This is a genomic window from uncultured Maricaulis sp. (assembly GCF_963975345.1).
Taxonomy (GTDB): domain Bacteria; phylum Pseudomonadota; class Alphaproteobacteria; order Caulobacterales; family Maricaulaceae; genus Maricaulis.
In genome coordinates this window covers 92187-113445 of the sequence record NZ_CAXBGE010000003.1, presented here as the reverse complement: position 1 = coordinate 113445, position 21259 = coordinate 92187, and the positions used below count along the sequence as shown (strand labels likewise).

Sequence of the window (21259 nt, the reverse complement as noted above, 5' to 3'; positions counted from 1 at the left end):
ATAAAGCTTGCTCAAGAGGTTTTATTTCATGCCCCACGATCTTCCACACGATGCCGGCGGCCCTGGCCGCCTCGCCCCGGCCGAGGCGCGCCGCGTCACCGGCGTGGCGACGGCGGCTTCGGTTGCGGTCGCTGTGGTGCTGGTCGTGGCCAAGGCGGTGGTCTGGTATCTTTCCGGCTCGGTCGCGCTGCTGGCGTCGCTGGCCGATAGCGCGCTCGATTTGACGGCCTCGCTGACCGTGTTGTTTGCGGTGCGCTATGCCGCCGAACCGGCTGATCGCGAACACCGTTACGGACATGGCAAGGCGGAGGCCTTTGCCGGCGTGATGCAGGCGATTTTCGTCGCGGCGTCGGCGGCGCTGCTGCTGCGCGAAGGCATTCAACACGTGTTCGAACCGGTCGTTATCCGGGCCAGTGGCTGGGCCCTGGCGGTGATGGTGTTGTCGATCGTGTTGACGATTGGCCTGGTGATCATCCAGACGCGCGCCGTCGAACAGACCGGATCGATCGCGGTTGAGGGTGATAGGGCGCATTATTTCTCCGACCTTGGCGCCAATCTGGCGGTGATGATCGGCATTGCCGGTTCGGTTTATCTCGGCTGGCTCTGGCTGGATGCGGCCGTCGCGCTCGGCGTTGCCGTCTGGCTCGGCATCACTGCTTGGGGCGTCGCCAGGCGCGCGCTCGACCAGTTGATGGACCGCGAATTGCCTGATGAGGAGCGCGAGCGTATCCGTCATCTGGCGCGCGGCGAGGATCCGCGCATCATCGATGTACATCAGTTGCGCACGCGCGCCTCCGGGCCGCTGGTGCATATCCAGTTTCATCTCGGCCTGCCGCCCGATATCAGCCTGCGCGAGGCGCATGAGATCGAGGTCGACTGCGAGCGGCGTCTGATGGCGGTTTATCCGGCGGCCGACATCATCATCCACGCCGACCCGCACGGCGCCGCCGAGCCGCACGGGACGGCCTTCTTCCGCGCCGACGGCTCACAAAGCCATGAACATTAGTCTTTCAGCGAAACCGGATTAGTCTGACGCCATGCGCGTACTCCATTTCTGGCCCCTCGATCCCTTCTCGCGTCAGGTCCGTGTGGCCCTCGACGAGAAATCCCTGAAGCACCAGCTTCAGCTCGAGACGCCGTGGGAGCATGCCGACGATCTGCTCTCGCTCAATCCGGCCGGCACGACGCCGGTGCTGGTCGATGAGTCCGGGGGCGGCCGGCGGGTGATTATCGAAACCCGCGCCATCCTCGAATATCTCGAAGAAACTTCGCCCAGCCCCTGTCTCCTGCCCGGCGGTCCGGCTGACCGGGCCGAAGCGCGCCGCTTGATGGACTGGTTTGATCGCAAGTTTGATGGCGAGGTGAACGCCTATCTGCTGCACGAGAAACTGGAAAAGCGCGTCCAGGGCCTCGGCTCGCCCGACCCCGCCGCGATCCGTCAGGGCAGAGAGCATTTGCGCTGGCATCTCGACCATATGGCCTGGCTGCTGGAGAGCCGCGATGGTCTGGCCGGTCCGCGCTACACGCTGGCCGATATCGCCGCGGCGGCGCATCTGTCCTGCGTCGATTATCTCGGCGACGTGCCTTGGGACGAGTTTGAACCGGTCAAGCAATGGTATTTGCGGGTCAAATGCCGCCCGGCCTTTCGCGGCCTGCTCACCGACAAGCTGCCCGGAACCCAGCCGTCAGAGCATTATGCGGATCTGGATTTCTAGGGGAAAGGCCGATGGATTCTCAAGCGGTCAAAGCCTTCGCCGTCGCGTCCGGCTTTACCGAAGCGCGCATTTGCCGGGCCGATGAGGCTTGGGAGGCGGGCGAGCGGCTGGCGGAGTTTGTCGCTGGTGGCCAGCACGGCTCGATGGTCTGGATGGAAGACACGCTGGCGCGGCGCCAGCACCCGACTGGAATGTGGCCGGATGCGAAGTCGGCCGTCGTGGTAGCGCTCAATTACGGCCCCAATACTGATCCCCTGGCAGCGCTGGAGCGCAAGTCTGAAGGTGTGATCTCGGTCTATGCGCAAAACGCCGATTACCACGACCTGATGAAGAAGCGGCTCAAGCATATGGCACGCGAATTCGTCGCCAAGACCGGGGCCGAGGTGAAGGTTTTCGTCGATACCGCGCCGCTGATGGAAAAACCGCTCGCGGCCAAGGCGGGGATGGGTTGGCAGGGCAAGCACACCAATCTGGTCAGCCGCGAGCATGGCTCCTGGTTGTTTCTCGGCGTGATGCTGACGGCGGCCGAGCTCGAGCCGGACGCGGCGGAAACCGATCATTGTGGCTCGTGCACCGCCTGCCTCGATATCTGCCCGACCCAGGCTTTCCCTCAGCCCTACAAGCTCGATGCGCGGCGTTGCATTTCCTATCTGACGATTGAGCACAAGGGCCCAATCCCGCTGGAATTTCGCGCCGCGATGGGCAATCGCATCTATGGCTGCGATGATTGTCTCGCCATTTGTCCGTGGAATAAATTCGCCGCCGTCGCATCCGACATGGCCTTCCATCCGCGGCCCGAGCTGAAGGGCCCCTTGCTGAGTGAACTGGCCGCGCTCGACGATACAGAGTTCCGCGCCGTCTTCACCGCTTCGCCTGTCAAGCGAATCGGGCGCGGGCGTTTCGGGCGAAACGTGATGATTGCGGTCGGCAATTCAGACGATCAGAGCCTGCTGCCCGCCGTTCTGGACCGGCTCGAGGATGAGGACGCCATGGTGCGCGGCGCTGCTGTTTGGGCACTGTCGCGCCTGGCACCGCAACTCGCTCGCGAGCGCGCCAAAGCCCGTCCGGGCACCGACACCGATCCGGAGGTCGAAGCCGAATGGCAGGCAATTGCGAGAATTGACACGCGGGGTTGAGAGCCTGTTATCTTTTCGCCGCTATATCAGGCTCAGCTTTGGCGGAAGCCGGGCCGGACCAAGCTGGGGAGGGCGGTCGATGATGGTAACCATGTTGGGGAAATGGGCGCTATGAGTGAGCCGGATGCGATGGACGATACGCAGACCTACGGCGACCAGATTTCCGTGATGATTTGCGAGAGCAGCCAGGTGCAGCTGCGCATCCTGACACAGACAGTCGAGGACGCCGGTTATCGGGTGCAAACTGCCCATAGCGCTGAAGAAGTCCTCGAGCTGATGAAGCTGATGCCGACCGATATTCTCCTCACCGGGATAGAAGTCGGGGCCGTGACCGGGCTGGAAGTCTGTTGGGCGTTGAAAGCCAACCCCGAGACCGAATCCATCCACACCATCGTCATTACCGCATCGGGCCAGGAGCGCCGCCTCGAGGAATCGCTCGATGCCGGCGCCGATGATTTCATCCGCAAGCCGGTCAATATGACAGAATTGCGCGCCCGTCTGCGCGCCGCATCGCGCGTTGTGCGGATGCAGAAACAATTCCGCCAACTCGCCGAGACCGATGCCCTGACTGGCGCGGCCAATCGCCGGGCCTTCATGCATTGTCTGGAAATGGAAACCGAACAGGCGCGCCGCCATGGCAGCGCCGTCTCGGTGGTTATGATCGATCTCGATCATTTCAAGCTGGTCAATGACACCTATGGCCACGCCATCGGCGACCGGGTCCTGATCGAGACCGTCAAGGCGGTGCAGAAATGCCTGCGCGACCGTGACTTGCTGGGTCGACTGGGCGGCGAGGAATTTGCCGTCGTCTTGCACGATACGCCGATTGAGCAGGCCGCGATTGCCGCCGAGCGCATCCGCGCCGCGATCGAAGCGATGAAAATCCAGAACGATCTCGGCGAGGCTGTGCCGATCACGACCAGTCTCGGGGTTTCAGCTGCGGCGTCGGACGCTGGTCTCGATACGCCGGAAAGCCTGTTGCTCGCCGCCGATGAGGCGCTGTACGAGGCCAAGCATTCCGGCCGCAATCGCGTCGTCCTGGCAGCCGTTGATCAGCCGGACAGCCGCCGCGCTACCGGCTAGTTTGGCTGGGCTGCGAGGCGGCGCGCCTCGTTGATGCGGCCACGAAGCACCAGGATATCGATATTGTCAGGTTCGATCTCGCGGGCCGCTTCCATATCTTGCCAAGCGGCGTCGAGGGCACCGGTTTCAAGCCGGGCCAAGGCGCGCAGACGCCAGCCACCAGCCAAGGTCGGTGCCTGTTCGATGCTGGCGGTCGCTGCGCTTTCCGCTTCGTCCCATAATCCCAGTGCCAGCTTTGTCTCCGCTTGGCCCAACAGGGCGCTTGCGTCATTGGGCGACAGGTCGAGCGCGGCGGTGAAGGCCCGCTGGGCATCGTCGGTCCGCTCGATGGTCAGCCAAGCGTCGCCGGCTTCGACCAGCATCGAGACGCGGATGGCCTCGTCGCGGACGCCAGCGTCGGCACTGGCCTGATCTTCCAGCATCGCGGCACCATTGACGGCATCGCCCAGCGCGATCAGGGCGCGGGCCTCGCAATGGGCGGCCGGCCAGCCGCCGCCTTCCATCCGCCAAGCCAGGGCGTCTTCGAATGCCGCCTCGCGGTCGGCATTGATGCGCTCCAGACAGGAGAGATAGCGATCGGTTTCAACCTCGACGGCGGAGCTTTGGGCCGAGGCGGCAGATCCCGCGAGGGTGATGAGGCAGGCGCAAAACAATAAACGCATCGGAACATCCCGTAACGGCGGTGGATTGGCGGCAGATTAGTCAGCGGGCGTCATGGGGTCCACCGCCGGTTCAGCGGTGGGCACAGCCTGCTGGTAGATGTCGGGGCGGGCCACTTCCATCGCGCGTTCCGGTGACTTCAAGGCGCGATACCCGAACTTGGCATAGAGTGGTTGGGCATCGGCCGTCATCAGCATCAGGCGCCGGCAGGCCATAATCTCCGGCAGGCTGTGCAGACAGTCGACCAGCCATTTCCCAAGGCCGCGACCGCGATGGGCCGGATCGATGATGACGTCGGCGAGATAGGCGAAGGTCGCCCGGTCGGTGATGAAGCGCGCCATGCCGACAAAGCGGCCATCGGGGGCGAGCAGGCAAAAAGTCCAAGCATTGGCCGCCGCCTTGATCACGGTCGCCAGCGGGATGCCGGGCGACCAGTAGGAGACGCTCAGGAGGCGGTGGGCTGCGGTTGGATCGAAGGCGTCGCTGCGATCAGTGAGCCGGTAGCCATTCCGCTCGAAATCATGTGCCTGCATGCCTGACACTCCGACCACTGGTGTTGGCGGGAGCGGTAGCATGGCGGCGCCAGGCGTCCACTCAAGATTTCCATCATTGTGTGACGCGCCCGACCGTGAGCGGGACCCGCCGCGCTGCGGATTCGTTTGTCACGGGCTCATGCTTGTGAAAAAACCCGCCCTGTCCTTGATCCGCAAATCCGGTAGCCTAGCCACGCGATGATTCTTCTTCAGCTTATTCCCCAACTTGAGGCGGGCGGTGCCGAACGCACGACGCTGGAAGTCGCCCAGGCGGTGGTTGCCGCTGGCGGACGCGCCCTGGTGGTCAGCGAAGGCGGACGGATGGAGGCCGAACTGGCGGCGCTCGGCGGCGAACTTGTGCGGCTCCCGGTTGCCAGCAAGAATCCCTGGACCGTGTGGCGCAATGCCGGGCGCATCGCGCGGATCGTTCGCAGCGAAGGCGTCGACATCATTCATGCCCGCTCGCGCGCCCCGGCCTGGAGCGGCAAATGGGCCGCCGCCCGGACGGATGCGCATTTTATCACCACCTATCACGGCACCTATAATGGCAAGACCGGGCTGAAACGCTGGTATAATGCGGTGATGGCACGCGGCGAACGGGTGATCGCCAATTCAAACTTCATCGCCGACCATATCCGCACCCACCACCCCTTCGCGGCGGATCGCATCCGGGTGATCCCGCGCGGCGTCGACCTGGACAGCTTTGATCCACAAGCGGTTGCGCCGGACCGCGTCGCCGGCCTGGCCGCCGCTTGGGGTGTGGAGTGGCCTTCATCGCGGCTGATCGCGCTGTTTCCAGCGCGGCTGACCGGTTGGAAGGGCCAACGCGAAACGCTGATCGCACTGGGCCAGCTCAAGGCGGAAGGTCTGACAATGCCGCTGACCCTGTTGGCCGGCGATGCCCAGGGGCGTGATGCCTATCGCGGCGAACTTGAAAGCCTGATCGCCCAATACGGACTTGAGGACGATGTCCGGATCGTCGGGCATTGCACGGACATGCCGGCGGCTTTTGCCATGGCCGACATCGCCTTGACGCCCTCGGTCGAGCCGGAAGCCTTCGGGCGCACGGCTGCAGAGGCTGGAGCCATGCACAGGCCGGTGATCGCGGCCGATCATGGCGGTGCGCGTGAGGTCGTCTTGCCGGGTGAGACTGGCTGGCGGGTTGAACCGGGAAATCCGGCCGCATTGGCGGCGGCAATTCGCGAGGCGGTTTCGATGTCAGCCGAGCGCCGCGCCGCGATCGGCGAGCGCGCCGCGCACTTCATCCGGACACAGTTCTCGACACGCGCGCTGCAAGCTGCGACTTTGCGGGTTTATGATGAGGTCTTAAACTCGCAGCCATGATCGAACCGGAACGCGATACCGTCTATGTCCTGCATTGGGGGGATTTGACTTCGACCGTGCGCATGCTCGCCTCGGCGAAAACGCTGCGGCAGGTGCACAGGCGCGACCGGATCGTGTTGCTGACGACACCGGATTACGAATCCTTCCTCAAGCACAGCCCGTTTTTCAACGCGATCGAGATTGACGCCAAGCCCGAGGGCCGGCCGCAATCCATCGCCCGCGACAAGCGATTGAAGGCTGCGCACCCGTCGCGCGTCTATGACTTGGTTGGCGATAGCGGATCAAAAAAGCTCAAAGGCCTGTTCCGGTTTGCCAAGTGTGACTGGCTGGAAATTCTGCCGGGCCGCAAATCGGATGCGCACCCGGTTGACCAGGTCGCAGGCCTGCTCAACGCTGCGACCGGCATCGGGCCGACGCATTACCCGCTCGGCGGCGCACCGGCGCCCGATGCCAGCTGGGTCGATTTCCTCGCCCGCAAGTCGCGCATGCTTGACCCGGAATATTTCGGCCTGAACGGGCCCTTCGCCCTGCTCGCTCCCGCTGGCGAGGACGTCAAGCCGGCCCTGCGCTGGCCCAAGGAAAAATGGGCAAGCCTGGCGCATGAATTGCTGCAGGCCGGCATTACGCCGGCTCTGGTCGGTGGGCCGGATACGCGCGAGATCGGCCGCTATGTCTCGCATGTTGCGCCAGGTTCGCGCGATATCACCGGCAAGGCGAAGCTGCCACAGCTGGCCGGACTGGCGCGCCGGACCCGCTTCGTTTTCGGCGAGGATACGCCGTTATTGCACCTGCTGGTCGCCGCTGGAGCGCCGGCGCTGGCGCTCTATGCAGGTGTTGAGGACCCGGCCGCCAATGCACCGCGCGGCGAGGCACCGGTTATTCTGATGCACGCGCCGGTGCTGGCGCAGGTTGCGCCGTCCGAAGCGATTTCCGCGATGCGCTTTGCTGGCGGGTTTACTGACCGCACAGCTGCGGCGTGAACCGCGTGCGGCGCTTGCTTAATGTGATCATTTCACCATAGTGCGCGGCTCTCCGGCAGGGTGGTGGGTCAATTGAGCCAATTTGGACTTGATCCAGCTGCGCCGGCGAAGGATTACTAAGTATATCGCTTGCAGGCCATAAGGGAGAAGCGGCCATAGCCCGTAGACCACAATCTGCGCAACCGCCGAAAAAAGACGGACCGCGTATGAATTTAGACATCCGCGTACCGCGGGTGCTTCTTATCGACGAACATGGAGAGAAGCAGGGGATTGTGCCGACCGAGGCCGCTCTTGAGGCGGCCGCACAGGCCGGACTCGACCTTGTGGAAGTCTCCCCCAACGCCGATCCGCCCGTTTGCAAAATCATCGATTATGGCAAGCTGAAATACCAGGAACAGAAGAAAAAAGCCGAAGCTCGCAAGAAGCAGAAAACGGTCGAGATCAAAGAGATCAAGATGCGGCCGAACATCGATGTGCACGATTACCTGGTTAAGACCAAGGCGATGCACCGCTTCTTCGAAGAAGGCGACAAGGTCAAGATAACCCTGCGATTCAGGGGCCGTGAAATGGCTCACCAGGATCGCGGCATGGATATCATGCGCCGCGTCAAGGAAGACTTCGCCGAGACCGCCAAGGTCGAGTTCGAGCCCAAGCTCGAAGGCCGGCTGATGGTCATGGTCATGGCGCCGCGCTAGCCGCGCCGACCTCACACCCCGAATTGTGTCTGAACGCTGCCGCTTTGAAGGCGGTGGCGTTCAGTCGCGGTTCAGCCCCATTGTTTTCAGATGCTCTCGTCTGCAAAGCATGCTCAAATGTGAGCGATTGACCGGCATCAGTGTCGGCCGGTCAAGGGGCTTCGGGGGATTGAATGATCAGACTGTCCATTCTTGCCATCACGCTGATTGCCGGCTGCGGTGCCGCTCAGGCCCAGGACACGTCTGCGCTGCCCAGCGGCGGCGAGGCCTCGCTTTCGGCCGGCTTTACACCTGACCCTTTCACGGCACGTCTGCAATCGGGCGGCCCGATCGATGTCAGCCAGACGCGCGGGTTGGACTGCAAGGGCTTTATCGCCAGCGCACCCGATTTTGATCTTTACTACAATGCGGGTGCCTTGCCTCTGATCGTTTCGGTTGGTGCGCTGGTCGATGCGACCTTGGTCGTACATGCACCCGATGGCAGCTGGCATTGCGATGATGATAGCGGTGGCGGTCTCAATCCGTCGATCCGCTTCGTCGATCCACAATCGGGCGTCTACGACATCTGGATTGGCACTTATGCCGATGCCGCCCGCGAAGAGGCGACCCTCTCGATCTCAGAACTTTCAAGCGAATAAATCACACCAGGGGAGACTGATCATGATCTATAAATGGGCAACTGGCGCCGCGGCACTCTTATTGCTCGCGGCCTCCGCACAGGCACAGGATGTCAACGCCGCGCCGGCTTATGGCTCGGTGACTTTGTCGGCCGGTTTTGCGCAGGACCCGACTTCGGTCGGCATTCAGGCCGGCGGCGCGATCTATGGCGGCAATGTTGACGACGCCTGTTATGGCTACATCTCCTTCCAACCCTCCTACAATCTGCAATACAATGCTGGCGCCTTGCCGCTCTATATCTCGGCAGCTTCGGATGCCGATACGACCCTGATGGTTCATGCGCCCGACGGTAGTTGGCACTGCAATGACGACGCCGATGGCCTGGGCCTCAGCCCGGGCGTTACGTTTGATGCGCCGCAATCGGGGCTCTACAATATCTGGGTCGGTACGCTGCAGTCGGGCAATGGCTATGAGCCCACCATGCTGCACATTTCCGAACTGGGTTTCTCCAGCGAAAATGCTTACTCGCGGGCACCCAATGGCGCCCTGCAACCCAATTCCACAACGCTGAGCCTGCGCGCTGGCTTCCGCGACGATCCACGCCGCGTCGCGGTTCGCGCCGGCGGTGATCTCGACGGCAGCCGCGGCACTGGCGATTCCTGCTGGGGCCAGATTTCCGAAGCCCCCGATGTGTGGCTGAACTATTCCGCCAATGACGAGCACGACCTTTATCTGTCGATGGAGGCCGAGCGCGACACGACCCTGCTCGTCAGGGGCCCGGACGGCGACTGGTATTGCGATGACGACAGTGCCGAGGACCTCAATCCGGGCATCCGGGTCAGGGACCCGGCCGCTGGCCGTTATGCCATCTGGGCCGGCCGCTTCTCCGAAGGCGCCCCGATCGACGCGACGCTATTTGTGTCCGAACAGGGCTTTCGCGGCCATGTCGACGTGCCGGCTGTGCTCGATTTCAGCCTGCCATCCAATTACGGCACGGTCGCACTGCAAGCGGGCTTCATTCCCGATCCGTATAATGTTTCGCTGCAGGCTGGCGGCGATGTCGATGCCTATGAGGCGGCGGGCCAAAATTGCCGTGGCTACGCCACCACAGCACCTGATTTCAACCTCACCTATACGGCCGGCAGCCTCGACCTTTATCTGTCCGCCACGTCGGACGGCGACACGACGCTGATCGTCAATGCGCCGGACGGCAGCTGGCATTGCGATGATGACGGGGCCGGCAATCTCAATCCGGGCATTCGTTTCGACGAACCCGCTTCGGGCCGCTACGACATCTGGGTCGCCACCTATAGCCAGGGCGAGCCGCAAGACGCCGTATTGCACATTTCCGAACTGGTTTTCGGCGATGAGTTTCAGTCCGGTGAGACGCTCGACTACACACTCGACGCCAATTACGGCGCGGCCTCGCTGACCAGTGGTTTCTCGCCGGATCCGCTTGTTGTTGAACTCGTGGCGGGAGGCCCGCTGGCTGCGGAATCGGCGGCCGATTCCATGTGTCGCGGTTACGTCACCGCCGCGCCGGACTATGAATTGACCTTCACGCCCGGTGAGCTCGATCTCTTCATCTCCGTCATCGCGGATGCGGACACCACGCTTGTCATCAATGATCCGAATGGCAATTGGATCTGCAATGATGACAATAACGGCTTCAATCCGGGGCTGCGCTTCGAGCAGCCGATGGCTGGGACCTATGACATCTGGGTCGGCACCTATCGTGAAGGCGATGGCGCGATGGCCCGGTTGGAAATCTCCGAGCTCGGCTTTGCCAACTGATCGCAGCAACGCGTAGGCAGGCAGACAAGCGGGCGGCTCCCACAAGGGGTCGCCCGCTTTTTTTGCGCGCCCAGCTGCGCAACCGACAGGCGAGGGCTTCCATCGCGGTGGATGTTATACTATATCACTCCCAACCCGAGAGATGAGACGCCGATGCGCTGGCTGCCCAATATCAATCTTGAAAACGGCACGCTCGACCTGACGGGCGTCAGCCTGTCGGCGGTCTGCGTCGCGCATTGCCTGTTCTTCCCGGTCGCCCTCGCGGCAGCGCCGATGCTGACGCCCGGCCTCGCCGAGGCGCTCGGCGCCAGTCATGCTTGGCATTTCGGCCTGTTGGCGATCGCCGCACCGGTCTCGCTATTGGCGCTGGGCTGGAGCGTGCGGTCGAGCCATGCGCGCTGGCCGGTCCTCGCTCTGGGCCTGTTGGGTCTGAGCCTGATGCTGGTCGGTGCTCTGCATCTGTCCACCCAGCTGGTAGAAACCATCATCACACTGAGCGGCGTCAGCTTGCTGGCTGCGGCCCATCTGATCAATTGGCGCGCCCAGGCCCGTTCGGGCCATAACCATGCAACCGAATGCGGCCTGTGTGAGCATGAGCACGCGGCCTGATTCAGACTCCCTCGCGCTGTTGCAATCCCCCGCCAGACGCGTATAAACCCCGCTCTCTTATCACCAGTCTACCGGGCCAAATCGACATGCCCGCTGACTGTTCACACCCTCGGGCTGGTTCGCCGGTCCTGCAAAGGAGATGGAAATGTCGAAGATGAAGACCAAGAGCGGCGCCAAAAAGCGTTTCAAGCTCACTGCCACGGGCAAGATCAAAGCCGGTCAGACCGGCAAGCGTCACGGCATGATCAAGCGTACCCCCAAGCAGATCCGCGACAAGCGGGGACAGGTTGTCCTGTCCGCTCAGGATACGAAGATCATCAAAAAATATCTCCCGTACGGCCTTTAAGCCCCCGGCATTGAGTAGGAACACACCATGTCACGAGTGACATCCGGCCCGGCTACGGCCATCCGCCACAAAAAAGTTATCAAAAAAGCGAAGGGCTATTATGGCCGTCGCAAGAACACCTTCCGCGCTGCCGTCCAGGCTGTGGAGAAGGCCGGCCAGTACGCGTATCGCGACCGCCGTGCCAAGAAGCGCACTTTCCGCGCCCTCTGGATCCAGCGCATCAACGCTGCGGCACGCCTGAACGGCATGACGTATTCGACGATGATGAACGGCCTGATCAAGGCCGGTATCGAAGTCGACCGCAAAGTCCTGTCCGACATCGCCATCCATGAGCCAGACGCCTTCAAGGCCCTGGTTGATCAAGCGCAAGCCGCGCTGGCCTAGGCCTGTCATACGACTTCAGGAAAAGGCTCGCCGGCGCACCGCCCGCGGGCCTTTTTCGTTTTTGGGCCTGACGCAGCGGATTTGTGCTGTCGACACCCGAAAATTCAAACGCTAAACCCGACCACGACTGGCAAGGGCGAAGACATGACCGATACTGCTGCACTGGAAACCCTCGAGCAGGATGTGCTCGCGCAAATCACCGACGCGACCGATGAGGCCGGCCTCGATGGCGTGCGCGTGGGTGCGTTGGGCAAGAAGGGGTCGGTCTCGTTGATGATGCGCTCGCTGGGCTCGATGAGCCCGGAGGAGCGTCAGGTGATGGGCCCGGCGCTGAACGGTCTCAAGGACCGGCTCGGCGCGGCGATCGATGCCCGCAAGGCGATGCTCGAAGCGGCAGCGCTTGATGCGGCCCTGGCCTCTGAGACCATCGATGTCACCCTGCCGGTGCGGCCCGAGCCGAAGGGGTCGATCCACCCGATTACCCAGGTGATGGAAGAGCTCGCAGTGATCTTCGCCGATATGGGCTTTGCCGTCGCCGAAGGCTCGGACGTGGAGGATGATTTCCACAATTTCACGGCGCTCAATTTCCCCGAGGGCCATCCGGCGCGCGATACCCAGGACACCTTCTTCATGAAGCCGGATGCCGAGGGGCTGCGCAAGGTTTTGCGCACCCATACCTCGCCGGTCCAGATCCGCACCATGATGAGCCAGACGCCGCCGATCCGCATCATCGCGCCGGGCCGGGTCTATCGCTGTGACTGGGACCAGACACACACGCCGATGTTCCACCAGGTTGAAGGCCTGGTGATCGACAAGGAAACCCATATGGGCCACCTCAAAGGCGTGCTGCAGGACTTCCTCGCCGCTTTTTTCGAGACCGATGAAGTCGTCACGCGTTTCCGTCCCCACCATTTCCCCTTCACCGAGCCTTCGGCGGAAATGGATGTGCGCTATGAGCGCGTCGGCCAAGCGGTCAAGGTGGGATCCGGCGACCAATGGATGGAGATTTTGGGCTGCGGCATGGTGCATCCGAATGTGATCCGCAATTGCGGCCTCGATCCGGACGAATACCAGGGCTTCGCCTTCGGCATGGGCGTTGATCGCCTCGCCATGCTTAAATACGGCGCGCCGGATCTGCGCGACTTCTTCAATTCCGACCAGCGCTGGCTTGGCCATTATGGCTTCTCGCCGCTGCTGCAGGCGAATATGGCGACCGGTCTGAGCTGATGTGGCGCTGGTTCACCCATAACCATCAGACCCTGACCGGGATCGGCGCCATGCTGGTTGGCATCGCGGCGCTGTTTGTCGCCTGGGATCAGGGCCGGGTGATGCGGGCACAGCAACATGGTGCAGTCTATCCCGTGCTGCAGGTGGATGGTTTTGTCTCGACCATGCCGAACGAAGCCAGTCTCGGTATCACCATCGCCAATAATGGCGTCGGACCGGCGTTGATCCGCCGCGTTTCGCTCTATCGCGATGGCGAGTTGCAGCCGGGGCTCGATTCCTATCGCGCCCAGCTGCCCGAGGGCTATAACCTGTCCTGGGCCGGGCTGACCGGCCGCGCTCTTGCGCCCAATGAAAGCGTGACGCCGATCCAGATCCGATGGGCCCGCACAGACATCACCCAGTCCGAGCTGTACGAGGCGGCGACCAGCTGGGACGCTTGGGAAGTGCGCGTTTGCTATTGCTCGGTGTTTGATCGCTGCTGGGAGACGACGCCGGCTGGCGGTGCGCTGGCCCGACGCGTGCACCAATGCGAAGTGGGCGCCGAAGACGCGTTTGAACAATTGGGCGCCGCCACCCCGACCCCGATATCACCTGAGACGGCCACGCTTCGGCCGGAGGATGCGCAATGAAATTCCCGCTTTCCTGGCTGAAATATCACCTCGAGACGTCCGCCTCCCTCGAGGAGATTGCCGAGGCCATGACCATGGCCGGTCTCGAGATCGAAGAGATCGACAATCCGGCCGAGAAGTTCGGCGCCTTTACGGTCGCCTATGTCCAGGAGGCTGTCGCTCACCCGGATGCCGACAAGCTGCGCGTCTGCACCGTCGAAACCGTTGACGGTATCAAGCAGATCGTCTGCGGCGCGCCCAATGCCCGAACCGGCATGCGCGCCGTCTACGCGCCGCTCGGCGCCTATATCCCCGGCCTCGATTTCTCGCTCGACAAGAAGCCGCGCAAGATCCGCGGCGTCGAAAGCTCGGGCATGATGTGTTCGGCCAAGGAGCTGGAACTCGGCGAGGATCATGACGGCATTATCGATCTTGAAGGCGACTGGGCTGTCGGCACGCCGGCCGTGGTGGCGCTGGGCCAGGACGATGTCGTGATCGATTTCGAGGTTACGCCCAACCGGCCCGACTGGCTCGGTGTGCGCGGTATTGCGCGCGATCTGGCGGCGACCGGTATCGGCACGCTCAAGGATGTCCCGATCACGAAAACGCCGGGCACATTTCCCTGCCCGGTCAAGGTTGAGCTCGACTGGCCGGAAGCCTGTCCGGTCTTCGTCGGGCGTGTGATCCGCGGCGTCAAGAATGTCGCTTCGCCGGCTTGGCTGCAAAAGGCGCTCAAATCAATCGGCCTGCGCCCGATCAATGCGCTCGCCGACATCACCAATCTGATCTCCTATGATCGCTGCCGGCCGCTGCACGTTTATGATCTGGCCAAGTTGACCGGCACCGTTCATGCGCGACGCGGCGCTGGCGATAGCGATGCCTTCGAAGCGCTCGACAAGAAAACCTACAGCCCGAGCGAAACCATGTGCGTCATCGCTGACGAGGCGCAATGCCTCGGTTTTGGCGGCGTGATGGGCGGGATTGCGTCCGGCTGCACCGACGCGACCACGGACGTTTTCATCGAGAGCGCCTGGTTTGATCCGCTGATCACCCGCGCGACCGCCAAGGCGACCGGCATCGATAGCGATGCCAAATACCGCTTCGAGCGCGGCGTCGATCCGCAATCGGTCGTCGACGGGATTGAATACGCGACACGCCTGATCCTGAAAATCTGCGGCGGCGAGGCCTCGGAAATCACGACTGCCGGCAAGATCCCCGCCGCGCCCGCCGATATCGAATTCCCGATCAGTGAAGTCAAACGCCTCACCGGGCTCGACCTGCCACGCGCCGAGATCCTGCGTATCCTCACCACACTCGGCTTCACCGCCAAGGGCGATGGCGATGTGCTGACGGTTGGTGTCCCGAGCTGGCGGATGGATTGCAGCCTGAAAGCCGATCTGGTCGAGGAAATCGCGCGCATTCACGGCTTCGACAAGCTGATCGCCACCTCGCTGTCGCGCCCCTCGGTGCGACGGCAGGCGCCGGCGACGGTGATGCAATTGCGCGCCCGCCATGCCCGCCGGGCGCTCGCCGCTCGCGGTTATCAGGAAGCGGTGAGCTGGTCCTTCTGCGAGAGATCGCAGGCGGCGCTGTTTGGTGGCCATGGCATCGGCCTGGCGCTGGAAAACCCGATCTCATCCGAGCTCGACGTGATGCGCCCGACGGCGCTGATCCATTTGCTGACGGCACTGCAGTCCAATGCCGATCGCGGCCTGGGCGATGCGCGCCTGTTCGAGGTCGGTCCGGTCTATCTCACCGATGCGCCGGACGGCCAATTGCTGGTCGCCACCGGTGTGCGCCGCATCGCGTCCGGCCGTCACTGGACGGGCGCACGGCTTCCCGATGTGTTCGACGTCAAGGCCGACGCCATGGCCGCGCTTGAAGCCGCTGGCGCGCCAGCCGCGTCTCTCCAGGTCGCCGCCGAGGCGCGCGATTGGTGGCATCCGGGCCGCTCCGGCGTTTTGCGTCAGGGGCCGAAGAATGTGATGGCCGAGTTTGGCGAGATCCATCCGCGCGTGCTCAAGGCGCTGGGGATTGATGGCCGCGTGCTGGCATTCGAGATTGTGCTCGACGCGATCCCGCAGCCGCGCAAGGCTTCCGGCCTCAAGGCCCGGGCCCAGCTCGACCGCGCCGATCTGACACCGGTCAAGCGCGACTTCGCCTTCCTGGTCGACAAGTCCGTCGCCGCCGACAGCCTGATCCGCGCCGCCAAGGGCGCCGACAAGGCCTTGATCAGCGATGTCACCGTGTTTGACGTCTATGACGGCAAGGGTGTGCCCGAGGGGCAGACCTCGCTCGCCATTGAAGTGGTGTTGCAGCCACGCGACAAGACCCTCACGGATGAGGATATCGACGCCGTCGCCGCCAAGGTGATCGCCAAGGTCACCGGCGCCACTGGCGGCGCGTTGCGGGGCTGATGATGGATCCGCGCCGTCTCGCCGATGCGCCCTCTGCCAGGCAGACGGCTTTCCTGGTCGAGGCGGTTGCGGCCAACACGGTCGTGATGACGGTGCTGGAGCGGGCCGCGGCGATGGCACTGCCCGATCACGGCCTGATGGCGGGGGCCGTCTATCAGGCGGTCTGGAATGCGCTGACCGGGCGCGATCCGGCCTATGGCGTCAATGATTATGATCTGGGGTATTTTGACGCCACCGATCTGGGCGAGGCAGCCGAGGATATCGTGATCCGGGCCGGCGCGGCCGTGTTCGCCGACGTCGATGCCATCGTCGAAATCCGCAATCAGGCCCGCGTCCATCTCTGGTTTGGTGCCAAGCATGGCGTTACGCGCGCGCCGCTGACCAGCACCTCCGATGCTGTGGCGAATTTCGCCTCCCACACCCATGCCGTCGCCGTCCGGCTGGACGCCGCAGGCGCGATGGAAGTGCTCGCACCCTTCGGGCTGGCCGAGCTATTCTCGCTGCAGGTTCGCCCGGTCACGGCACTCGCCGACCCGTCTGGCTGGAACGCCAAATGCCTTCGTCAGCAGGCGCTATGGCCGGAAGTCTGCTTTGAGAGCGTTGCCATCGCCTAATGGTGATGGGCCTTGGCCCCTGTCGTCGCGATCTCCGACCGCGCCTGGACCAGAATCTGGAAGGCCGAGGTCAGGAAGAGGCCGGCCATCCCGACGGCGACGATGATGTCGGGCCAATGGCTATGGGTTATCCAGACCACACCGGCGGAGATGAAGACGGCGATATTGCCGACCGCATCATTGCGCGAGCACAGCCAGACCGAACGCACATTGGCGTCGCCATCGCGCCAACGCATCAGGATCAGTACGCTGATGACATTGGCGGCCAGCGCCAGCAGGGCGATCCCGCCCATCAATTCGGCCACCGGCTGAGCGACGAAAATCGCGCGATAAAAGGCCAGCGCAAGGATGGCTGCGCCCATCACGAACAGGCTGCCAGCCTTGGCCAGGGCGGCGTTGGCGCGCCAGCGCGGCGGCTTGCCGATCACCCAGAGCGACAGGCCATAGGTTGCGGCATCGGCGAAGAAATCGAGTGCATCGGCCTTCAGCGCTTGGGACTGGGCGGCGGCACCCGCCAGCATTTCGACGATGAACATGCCGGCATTGATGATGATCACCGCGATCAGCGCGCGCTTGAAGCCGGGGCTCATTCCGTCGAATTGCTTGGTTTCACAGCAGCTTGCCGACATGATTTTGATTCCTTGCCAATACGTTCGGGCACAGCCTAATCTCTCTAGTCGCTAGAGGTTCAAGCGCTAATGTCAGATTTGTCGATCGGAAAGTTGTCGCGGGCGAGCGGGGTCAAGGTCCCAACCATTCGCTATTACGAAACTATCGGCCTGCTGGCCGCCCCGCCCCGCTCCGAAGGCGGGCAGCGGCGCTATGACAAGGCCGATGTCGAACGCCTGCGTTTCATCCGCCATGGCCGGGCGCTTGGCTTTGGTCTTGATGATTTGCGGGCGCTGCAGGATCTCTCCGACCGGCCTAACCAGTCCTGCGAGCGCGCCGACGCCATCGCCAGCCGTCAGCTGGCCGAAGTCGAGCGCCGGATCGCCGGGCTGGAAGCGGTTCGCGTCGAGCTGGCGCGCATGCTCGATCACTGCGCCCATGGCGAAGTCGATCAGTGCCGCGTCATCGAGACCCTGTCAGACCATGCCCTGTGTGAGAGCGATCATCCGAAGATCAGCTAGAGCATTTTCATTGAATTCAAAGTCAATAAAAATGCTCTAGTTCTTTGTTTCATCGCATTTTCGAACCGCAAAACCGGTTCCCACTTTTGCTGAAAATGCTCTAGATCCCGCCGCTGATCCGGTTTTTCCAATAGCCGACATCCTCGGCATATTTGCCAACGATCGAGCCGAGTACATGCTCGAGCTGCAGGCTGTCGAAGCCGATCCACTCGTCCTGGTCGATCTCGTCAATGCTGGCCATGGAGCGGCGCAGGAAGCCGGCATAAATGCTCACCAGAACCACAAACAGGATCAGGAAAATCACGCCGAGATCGGCGAGCTTGGCGCCAGCATCAAAGCCGGTCCACTGGCCCAGTCCGAGATTGAGCATCGCCAGAACGACAGTGAAGAGCAGCGGCACGAAGACCAGATAATAGCCGGAATTTCGCAACATCTGGAACATGATATTGCGCACAAAGCTCTCGATGAAAAAGATCCGCTGCGCGATCCACAGCACATTCGTGTGCCACATGCGCGCCGAATGGGCGAACTTCGCCGGGTCCTGCTCCTGCCCTACCGTCACCGATTTCGCCTGGCCTTCCGCGGTGCGGAAATGGTCGTTGAGCCGCGCCAGGTAACGCGTCATGAAATTGGATAATTCCCGGAAATTATTGCGCTGATACGGCACGTATTCCATGAAGTAGATGATCCACATCGCGAAGGCACCGCCCAGCGTCGACAGCGCCGCAAACGCGGCCTGGCCCATATCCCGGGCGCTCATCGTCAAGGGGCCAAGGCTGATAGGGCCGGGCAGGTCGATCAGGGTGCCGTCATTATAGAGCAGGTTGATAATCAGCACGGTGGCAATGATGGTTGAGAAGACGACGGTCAGTTTGCGGACATTGGAATTGATTGTCTTGCGCATCGCGTTGAGCAAATAGAGGCATTCCCGGTCGGCCGGGAAATACTCGGCGATCACCGCGCCCTCCTCGTCTTCGTACAGATTTTCCGGATTAGCCGAGATCTTGACGCGGCCATTGAGGAATTCGGCACCCTGACGGTAATAATCCTCCGCCACCTCATGGGTCAGCTCGCCCGGCGTGCGGATATAGCCGCCTTCGACACCGGTCCAGTGGAACAGGAATCCATTCTGCTTCAGGTGCTTTTTTTCATGGTCGAAATCCTCACCCAGCGCGGTTTCCGTCTCGGTTCGTGCCCGTGCGGCGCGTGACAGAGCGGCCCAAGCACTTGGGCCCATATGGGCCGGCCGCACCGAGCCGGGGCCGGCGCGGGTGATGGCCTTGATCCCCAGCAGTTTGCCCAGTGGCCTGAAGATCGGCGCCGTGATCCGTCCGAGCAATTGCAATGGAATCTGGCGCGCCAGGACGAGGACGAAGAGCAGGCCGATCCCGACCAGCAGGATCAAGCCGCTGACTGTATTGGCTTCGTTCATCTGAGCCTCCCTGTGTCCGGTCCGGACCGAATTGAAACACCACAGTATCGCGCAACAATCTGCGGCGGTAGTGCGGGATAGCGGCACGCGGAGTCCCGCTTGCGATCAGCCGCGGTCAGGCCCTCTATGGTCCGCATTGTTACGGGAAATGGGAGTTTTTGATGTCGGTTCTAAAAGCTGGACTCTGCTTGATATTGCTCTCGACAGCCCCGGTTTGGGCCGAAGATGCGGCAGATACTTCGCTCGATGCGCGCTTTGCCCAGCTCGACCGGCAGGTGTTCGAGCTGGGCTATAATGGCTGCGATCTCGAATTGATGGCGACGCTGACCAGCGAGGATTTCGAATTCTACCATGATGTCGGCGGCATCACGCTGGGCCGCGCGGCTTTCATCGACAGCCTCGACCGCAATATCTGCGGCCCGGACTATCACGTGACGCGGACCCTGGTTGACGGCTCGCTGGTGCTGCACCCGCTTTACGATAATGGCGTGCTGTATGGCGCGGTGCAGACCGGCGAACATCTGTTCAGCATCGTGCGTCCCGGCGAGGCGCCGCAGCTGACCGGCCGCGCTGGTTTTACGACGCTGTGGCGGCTGGAGGGCGATGCCTGGCGGATGTCGCGCGTTCTCAGCTATGATCATCAGCCCATCGAGGCGGAGGCAGCCGAATAGGCCTCAAACGATATCGAAGGCGGGGTGATATTCGATCCGGGTGCCCCGCGGCAGGTGCGGCGCGTCATTCAGGGCCAGAACCTGGAAGGCATTGCCGGTCTTGTCTTCCGGATCGCCGGCCCAGTGCAGATCGAGCGAGGGTGCCGGTTCAAAGCCGAAACGGCCATAAAAGTCCGGATCGCCGAGCACGATGCAATAGGTTGGGCCCAGCGTGCGAATGAAATCGAGGCCGGCCTCGATCAATGCCGCGCCAATGCCTCGATTTTGATAATCGGGCAGGACGGCAACCGGTCCGAGGCCGAGGCCCGGAATCTCGCGCCCATCGTCCAGCTTGGCTTGGGTCGGGGAGAACATGGTGACACCGACGATCTTGTCGTCCAACTCGGCCACCAGCTCGAGCGTATCGGCATCGGCCGCGCGCAAAGCCACTGCCAGACGCGCTTCGCCCGGTTCGGGAAAAGCGGTCTGCAGCAGGGTATCGATGCCGGTATGATCTTCTGGCTCGCAGGGGCGTATCTTCACTAGAAGGGTAACCAGGCGCGGCGACGGGTATAGGCGAGATAGCCCACATTGGCACCGGCGCGCAGGCCAACACCGGAGCGGATCGGCGCCAGGGTGATGTCGTCGGCGCGCTGATAGTTCACGCCCATGCCGGCGACGAGATAAGCCGTGCCCTCGACGCCGGGAAAGCGCTGGAAGAGTTGAGCCGTGTCATTGAGATTATAAACCAGCACGAAGACCCGGCTGGCATTGCCGCCCGCGTCCCAGCCCACCGACGGGCCGCGCCAATAGACTTTTTCGCGCGGACCGCTCTTCATGGTGAGATAGCCCTCGCCATAGCGAAGCCCGAAGCCGATGGCGCCGGAAACTTCCTCGCCGGCGATATAGCCGACAGGGCGTCCGAGATCGGAGAACACCCGTTCCAGCATGCTGGCGGCGGCTTCAGCGGTGACGCCAAAAAAGTCCGTCACGGCATCGGTCAACTCGTCCTGGGAATAGGTGTCGACAGGATCGGAATATTCGCTCGGCTGCCCGTATTGCGGGTCCTGCGCGAAGGCGGGACCGACGAGGAAAACGGACAGGGCGGCGATGGTGGCGGCAAGGATGCGCATGGAAACCTCCGGTCGCTAAAAACAGAGCCCAGCTTATCACCGGGGATTACGGCGACAGCGCGGCGAAATGGTTAGCGTCTGGTTAATGGGTCGAATTTCCCAAGCTTGTAGGGGTCGCTCGTAACGCGGTGCTCGGGCATGCTAGCCTGCC

Annotated in this window: 24 protein-coding genes; 18 read left to right on the top strand and 6 right to left on the bottom strand. The window is 62.7% G+C overall.

Translation table 11 applies throughout. The features are described from left to right. Positions 1-28: 28 nt before the first annotated feature. The 4 genes from AAC029_RS03855 to AAC029_RS03840 all read left to right on the top strand — a co-directional run bounded on the left by AAC029_RS03855 (position 29) and on the right by AAC029_RS03840 (position 3934). Positions 29-1006, top strand: coding sequence for a cation diffusion facilitator family transporter (locus tag AAC029_RS03855; protein ID WP_339744153.1), 978 nt, complete (start codon positions 29-31; stop codon positions 1004-1006). A gap of 31 nt (positions 1007-1037) precedes the next feature. After that, positions 1038-1715, top strand: a complete 678-nt coding sequence (locus AAC029_RS03850; protein ID WP_339744151.1) for a glutathione S-transferase family protein — start codon at positions 1038-1040, stop codon at positions 1713-1715. A gap of 11 nt (positions 1716-1726) precedes the next feature. After that, positions 1727-2851 carry a tRNA epoxyqueuosine(34) reductase QueG gene (gene queG, locus AAC029_RS03845; protein WP_339744149.1) on the top strand — a complete coding sequence of 375 codons (1125 nt, stop codon included), beginning with the start codon at positions 1727-1729 and terminating at the stop codon, positions 2849-2851. A 111-nt stretch (positions 2852-2962) separates the two neighbouring features. Then, positions 2963-3934, top strand: a complete 972-nt coding sequence (locus AAC029_RS03840) for a diguanylate cyclase (protein WP_339744146.1) — start codon at positions 2963-2965, stop codon at positions 3932-3934. On the opposite strand, the gene AAC029_RS03835 is transcribed toward AAC029_RS03840, so the two are convergent. Both AAC029_RS03835 and AAC029_RS03830 read right to left on the bottom strand, forming a co-directional pair. Then, the gene (locus tag AAC029_RS03835; RefSeq protein WP_339744144.1) at positions 3931-4596 is read right to left on the bottom strand and encodes a tetratricopeptide repeat protein; all 666 of its coding nucleotides are present in this window, start codon (positions 4594-4596) and stop codon (positions 3931-3933) included. The genes AAC029_RS03840 and AAC029_RS03835 overlap by 4 nt on opposite strands. 36 nt (positions 4597-4632) lie before the next feature. Further along, complete coding sequence (locus tag AAC029_RS03830) at positions 4633-5127, bottom strand: GNAT family N-acetyltransferase (protein WP_339744142.1); 495 nt, start codon at positions 5125-5127, stop codon at positions 4633-4635. A gap of 198 nt (positions 5128-5325) precedes the next feature. On the opposite strand from AAC029_RS03830, the gene AAC029_RS03825 reads away from it, so the two are divergent. From AAC029_RS03825 to AAC029_RS03770, 12 genes are all read left to right on the top strand, one after another. After that, positions 5326-6471, top strand: coding sequence for a glycosyltransferase family 4 protein (locus AAC029_RS03825; RefSeq protein ID WP_339744140.1), 1146 nt, complete (start codon positions 5326-5328; stop codon positions 6469-6471). Next, a complete protein-coding gene (locus AAC029_RS03820; protein WP_339744138.1) occupies positions 6468-7451 on the top strand; it encodes a glycosyltransferase family 9 protein in 984 nt (327 codons plus the stop codon). Before AAC029_RS03825 ends, AAC029_RS03820 begins: the two co-directional genes overlap by 4 nt. A 206-nt stretch (positions 7452-7657) precedes the next feature. Next, a complete protein-coding gene (infC, locus tag AAC029_RS03815) occupies positions 7658-8146 on the top strand; it encodes a translation initiation factor IF-3 (RefSeq protein WP_339744136.1) in 489 nt (162 codons plus the stop codon). Positions 8147-8319: 173 nt separating this feature from the next. Continuing rightward, positions 8320-8784, top strand: a complete 465-nt coding sequence (locus AAC029_RS03810; RefSeq protein ID WP_339744134.1) for a peptidase S1 — start codon at positions 8320-8322, stop codon at positions 8782-8784. 22 nt (positions 8785-8806) lie between these two features. Further along, entirely contained in the window at positions 8807-10558 is a 1752-nt protein-coding gene (locus tag AAC029_RS03805) for a hypothetical protein (RefSeq protein WP_339744132.1), read from the top strand. Between the two features lie 153 nt (positions 10559-10711). Continuing rightward, positions 10712-11167: a MerC domain-containing protein gene (locus AAC029_RS03800; protein ID WP_339744130.1), complete on the top strand. Its 456-nt coding sequence runs from the start codon at positions 10712-10714 to the stop codon at positions 11165-11167. Positions 11168-11312: 145 nt separating this feature from the next. Continuing rightward, positions 11313-11513: a 50S ribosomal protein L35 gene (gene rpmI / locus AAC029_RS03795; RefSeq protein ID WP_091769909.1), complete on the top strand. Its 201-nt coding sequence runs from the start codon at positions 11313-11315 to the stop codon at positions 11511-11513. 27 nt (positions 11514-11540) lie between these two features. Next, positions 11541-11897 carry a 50S ribosomal protein L20 gene (gene rplT / locus AAC029_RS03790; RefSeq protein WP_339744128.1) on the top strand — a complete coding sequence of 119 codons (357 nt, stop codon included), beginning with the start codon at positions 11541-11543 and terminating at the stop codon, positions 11895-11897. A 144-nt stretch (positions 11898-12041) separates the two neighbouring features. Further along, complete coding sequence (gene pheS, locus AAC029_RS03785) at positions 12042-13124, top strand: phenylalanine--tRNA ligase subunit alpha (protein WP_339744126.1); 1083 nt, start codon at positions 12042-12044, stop codon at positions 13122-13124. Further along, positions 13124-13753 carry a hypothetical protein gene (locus tag AAC029_RS03780; protein WP_339744124.1) on the top strand — a complete coding sequence of 210 codons (630 nt, stop codon included), beginning with the start codon at positions 13124-13126 and terminating at the stop codon, positions 13751-13753. The genes pheS and AAC029_RS03780 overlap by 1 nt, the downstream gene beginning before the upstream one ends. Further along, entirely contained in the window at positions 13750-16149 is a 2400-nt protein-coding gene (gene pheT / locus AAC029_RS03775; protein ID WP_339744121.1) for a phenylalanine--tRNA ligase subunit beta, read from the top strand. The genes AAC029_RS03780 and pheT overlap by 4 nt, the downstream gene beginning before the upstream one ends. Next, positions 16149-16763, top strand: a complete 615-nt coding sequence (locus AAC029_RS03770; RefSeq protein ID WP_339744119.1) for a nucleotidyltransferase family protein — start codon at positions 16149-16151, stop codon at positions 16761-16763. The genes pheT and AAC029_RS03770 overlap by 1 nt, the downstream gene beginning before the upstream one ends. On the opposite strand, the gene AAC029_RS03765 is transcribed toward AAC029_RS03770, so the two are convergent. After that, positions 16760-17392: a cation transporter gene (locus tag AAC029_RS03765; RefSeq protein WP_339744116.1), complete on the bottom strand. Its 633-nt coding sequence runs from the start codon at positions 17390-17392 to the stop codon at positions 16760-16762. The genes AAC029_RS03770 and AAC029_RS03765 overlap by 4 nt on opposite strands. 69 nt (positions 17393-17461) lie before the next feature. On the opposite strand from AAC029_RS03765, the gene AAC029_RS03760 reads away from it, so the two are divergent. Further along, complete coding sequence (locus AAC029_RS03760; RefSeq protein WP_339744114.1) at positions 17462-17893, top strand: helix-turn-helix domain-containing protein; 432 nt, start codon at positions 17462-17464, stop codon at positions 17891-17893. 100 nt (positions 17894-17993) lie between these two features. Here the strand turns inward: AAC029_RS03760 and AAC029_RS03755 are convergent, their stop codons facing one another. Beyond that, complete coding sequence (locus AAC029_RS03755; RefSeq protein WP_339744112.1) at positions 17994-19325, bottom strand: hypothetical protein; 1332 nt, start codon at positions 19323-19325, stop codon at positions 17994-17996. Positions 19326-19486: 161 nt separating this feature from the next. Here AAC029_RS03755 and AAC029_RS03750 point away from each other — a divergent pair, with 161 nt between their 5' ends. Beyond that, positions 19487-19996, top strand: a complete 510-nt coding sequence (locus AAC029_RS03750) for a nuclear transport factor 2 family protein (protein ID WP_339744109.1) — start codon at positions 19487-19489, stop codon at positions 19994-19996. Positions 19997-19999: 3 nt separating this feature from the next. Here AAC029_RS03750 and AAC029_RS03745 read toward each other — a convergent pair whose 3' ends face one another. Together AAC029_RS03745 and AAC029_RS03740 are read right to left on the bottom strand one after the other, a co-directional pair. Continuing rightward, the gene (locus AAC029_RS03745) at positions 20000-20518 is read right to left on the bottom strand and encodes an N-acetyltransferase (RefSeq protein WP_339744106.1); all 519 of its coding nucleotides are present in this window, start codon (positions 20516-20518) and stop codon (positions 20000-20002) included. After that, positions 20518-21108: a DUF1134 domain-containing protein gene (locus AAC029_RS03740; protein WP_339744103.1), complete on the bottom strand. Its 591-nt coding sequence runs from the start codon at positions 21106-21108 to the stop codon at positions 20518-20520. The genes AAC029_RS03745 and AAC029_RS03740 overlap by 1 nt, the downstream gene beginning before the upstream one ends. Positions 21109-21259 lie beyond the last annotated feature (151 nt).

Bases quoted from the DNA above. Each gene is read 5' to 3' on its own strand.
- AAC029_RS03855 (WP_339744153.1), top strand. From the start codon at position 29: ATGCCCCACGATCTTCCACACGATGCCGGCGGCCCTGGCCGCCTCGCC.
- AAC029_RS03850 (WP_339744151.1), top strand. From the start codon at position 1,038: ATGCGCGTACTCCATTTCTGGCCCCTCGATCCCTTCTCGCGTCAGGTC.
- queG (WP_339744149.1), top strand. From the start codon at position 1,727: ATGGATTCTCAAGCGGTCAAAGCCTTCGCCGTCGCGTCCGGCTTTACC.
- AAC029_RS03840 (WP_339744146.1), top strand. From the start codon at position 2,963: ATGAGTGAGCCGGATGCGATGGACGATACGCAGACCTACGGCGACCAG.
- AAC029_RS03835 (WP_339744144.1), bottom strand. From the start codon at position 4,596: ATGCGTTTATTGTTTTGCGCCTGCCTCATCACCCTCGCGGGATCTGCC.
- AAC029_RS03830 (WP_339744142.1), bottom strand. From the start codon at position 5,127: ATGCAGGCACATGATTTCGAGCGGAATGGCTACCGGCTCACTGATCGC.
- AAC029_RS03825 (WP_339744140.1), top strand. From the start codon at position 5,326: ATGATTCTTCTTCAGCTTATTCCCCAACTTGAGGCGGGCGGTGCCGAA.
- AAC029_RS03820 (WP_339744138.1), top strand. From the start codon at position 6,468: ATGATCGAACCGGAACGCGATACCGTCTATGTCCTGCATTGGGGGGAT.
- infC (WP_339744136.1), top strand. From the start codon at position 7,658: ATGAATTTAGACATCCGCGTACCGCGGGTGCTTCTTATCGACGAACAT.
- AAC029_RS03810 (WP_339744134.1), top strand. From the start codon at position 8,320: ATGATCAGACTGTCCATTCTTGCCATCACGCTGATTGCCGGCTGCGGT.
- AAC029_RS03805 (WP_339744132.1), top strand. From the start codon at position 8,807: ATGATCTATAAATGGGCAACTGGCGCCGCGGCACTCTTATTGCTCGCG.
- AAC029_RS03800 (WP_339744130.1), top strand. From the start codon at position 10,712: ATGCGCTGGCTGCCCAATATCAATCTTGAAAACGGCACGCTCGACCTG.
- rpmI (WP_091769909.1), top strand. From the start codon at position 11,313: ATGTCGAAGATGAAGACCAAGAGCGGCGCCAAAAAGCGTTTCAAGCTC.
- rplT (WP_339744128.1), top strand. From the start codon at position 11,541: ATGTCACGAGTGACATCCGGCCCGGCTACGGCCATCCGCCACAAAAAA.
- pheS (WP_339744126.1), top strand. From the start codon at position 12,042: ATGACCGATACTGCTGCACTGGAAACCCTCGAGCAGGATGTGCTCGCG.
- AAC029_RS03780 (WP_339744124.1), top strand. From the start codon at position 13,124: ATGTGGCGCTGGTTCACCCATAACCATCAGACCCTGACCGGGATCGGC.
- pheT (WP_339744121.1), top strand. From the start codon at position 13,750: ATGAAATTCCCGCTTTCCTGGCTGAAATATCACCTCGAGACGTCCGCC.
- AAC029_RS03770 (WP_339744119.1), top strand. From the start codon at position 16,149: ATGATGGATCCGCGCCGTCTCGCCGATGCGCCCTCTGCCAGGCAGACG.
- AAC029_RS03765 (WP_339744116.1), bottom strand. From the start codon at position 17,392: ATGTCGGCAAGCTGCTGTGAAACCAAGCAATTCGACGGAATGAGCCCC.
- AAC029_RS03760 (WP_339744114.1), top strand. From the start codon at position 17,462: ATGTCAGATTTGTCGATCGGAAAGTTGTCGCGGGCGAGCGGGGTCAAG.
- AAC029_RS03755 (WP_339744112.1), bottom strand. From the start codon at position 19,325: ATGAACGAAGCCAATACAGTCAGCGGCTTGATCCTGCTGGTCGGGATC.
- AAC029_RS03750 (WP_339744109.1), top strand. From the start codon at position 19,487: ATGTCGGTTCTAAAAGCTGGACTCTGCTTGATATTGCTCTCGACAGCC.
- AAC029_RS03740 (WP_339744103.1), bottom strand. From the start codon at position 21,108: ATGCGCATCCTTGCCGCCACCATCGCCGCCCTGTCCGTTTTCCTCGTC.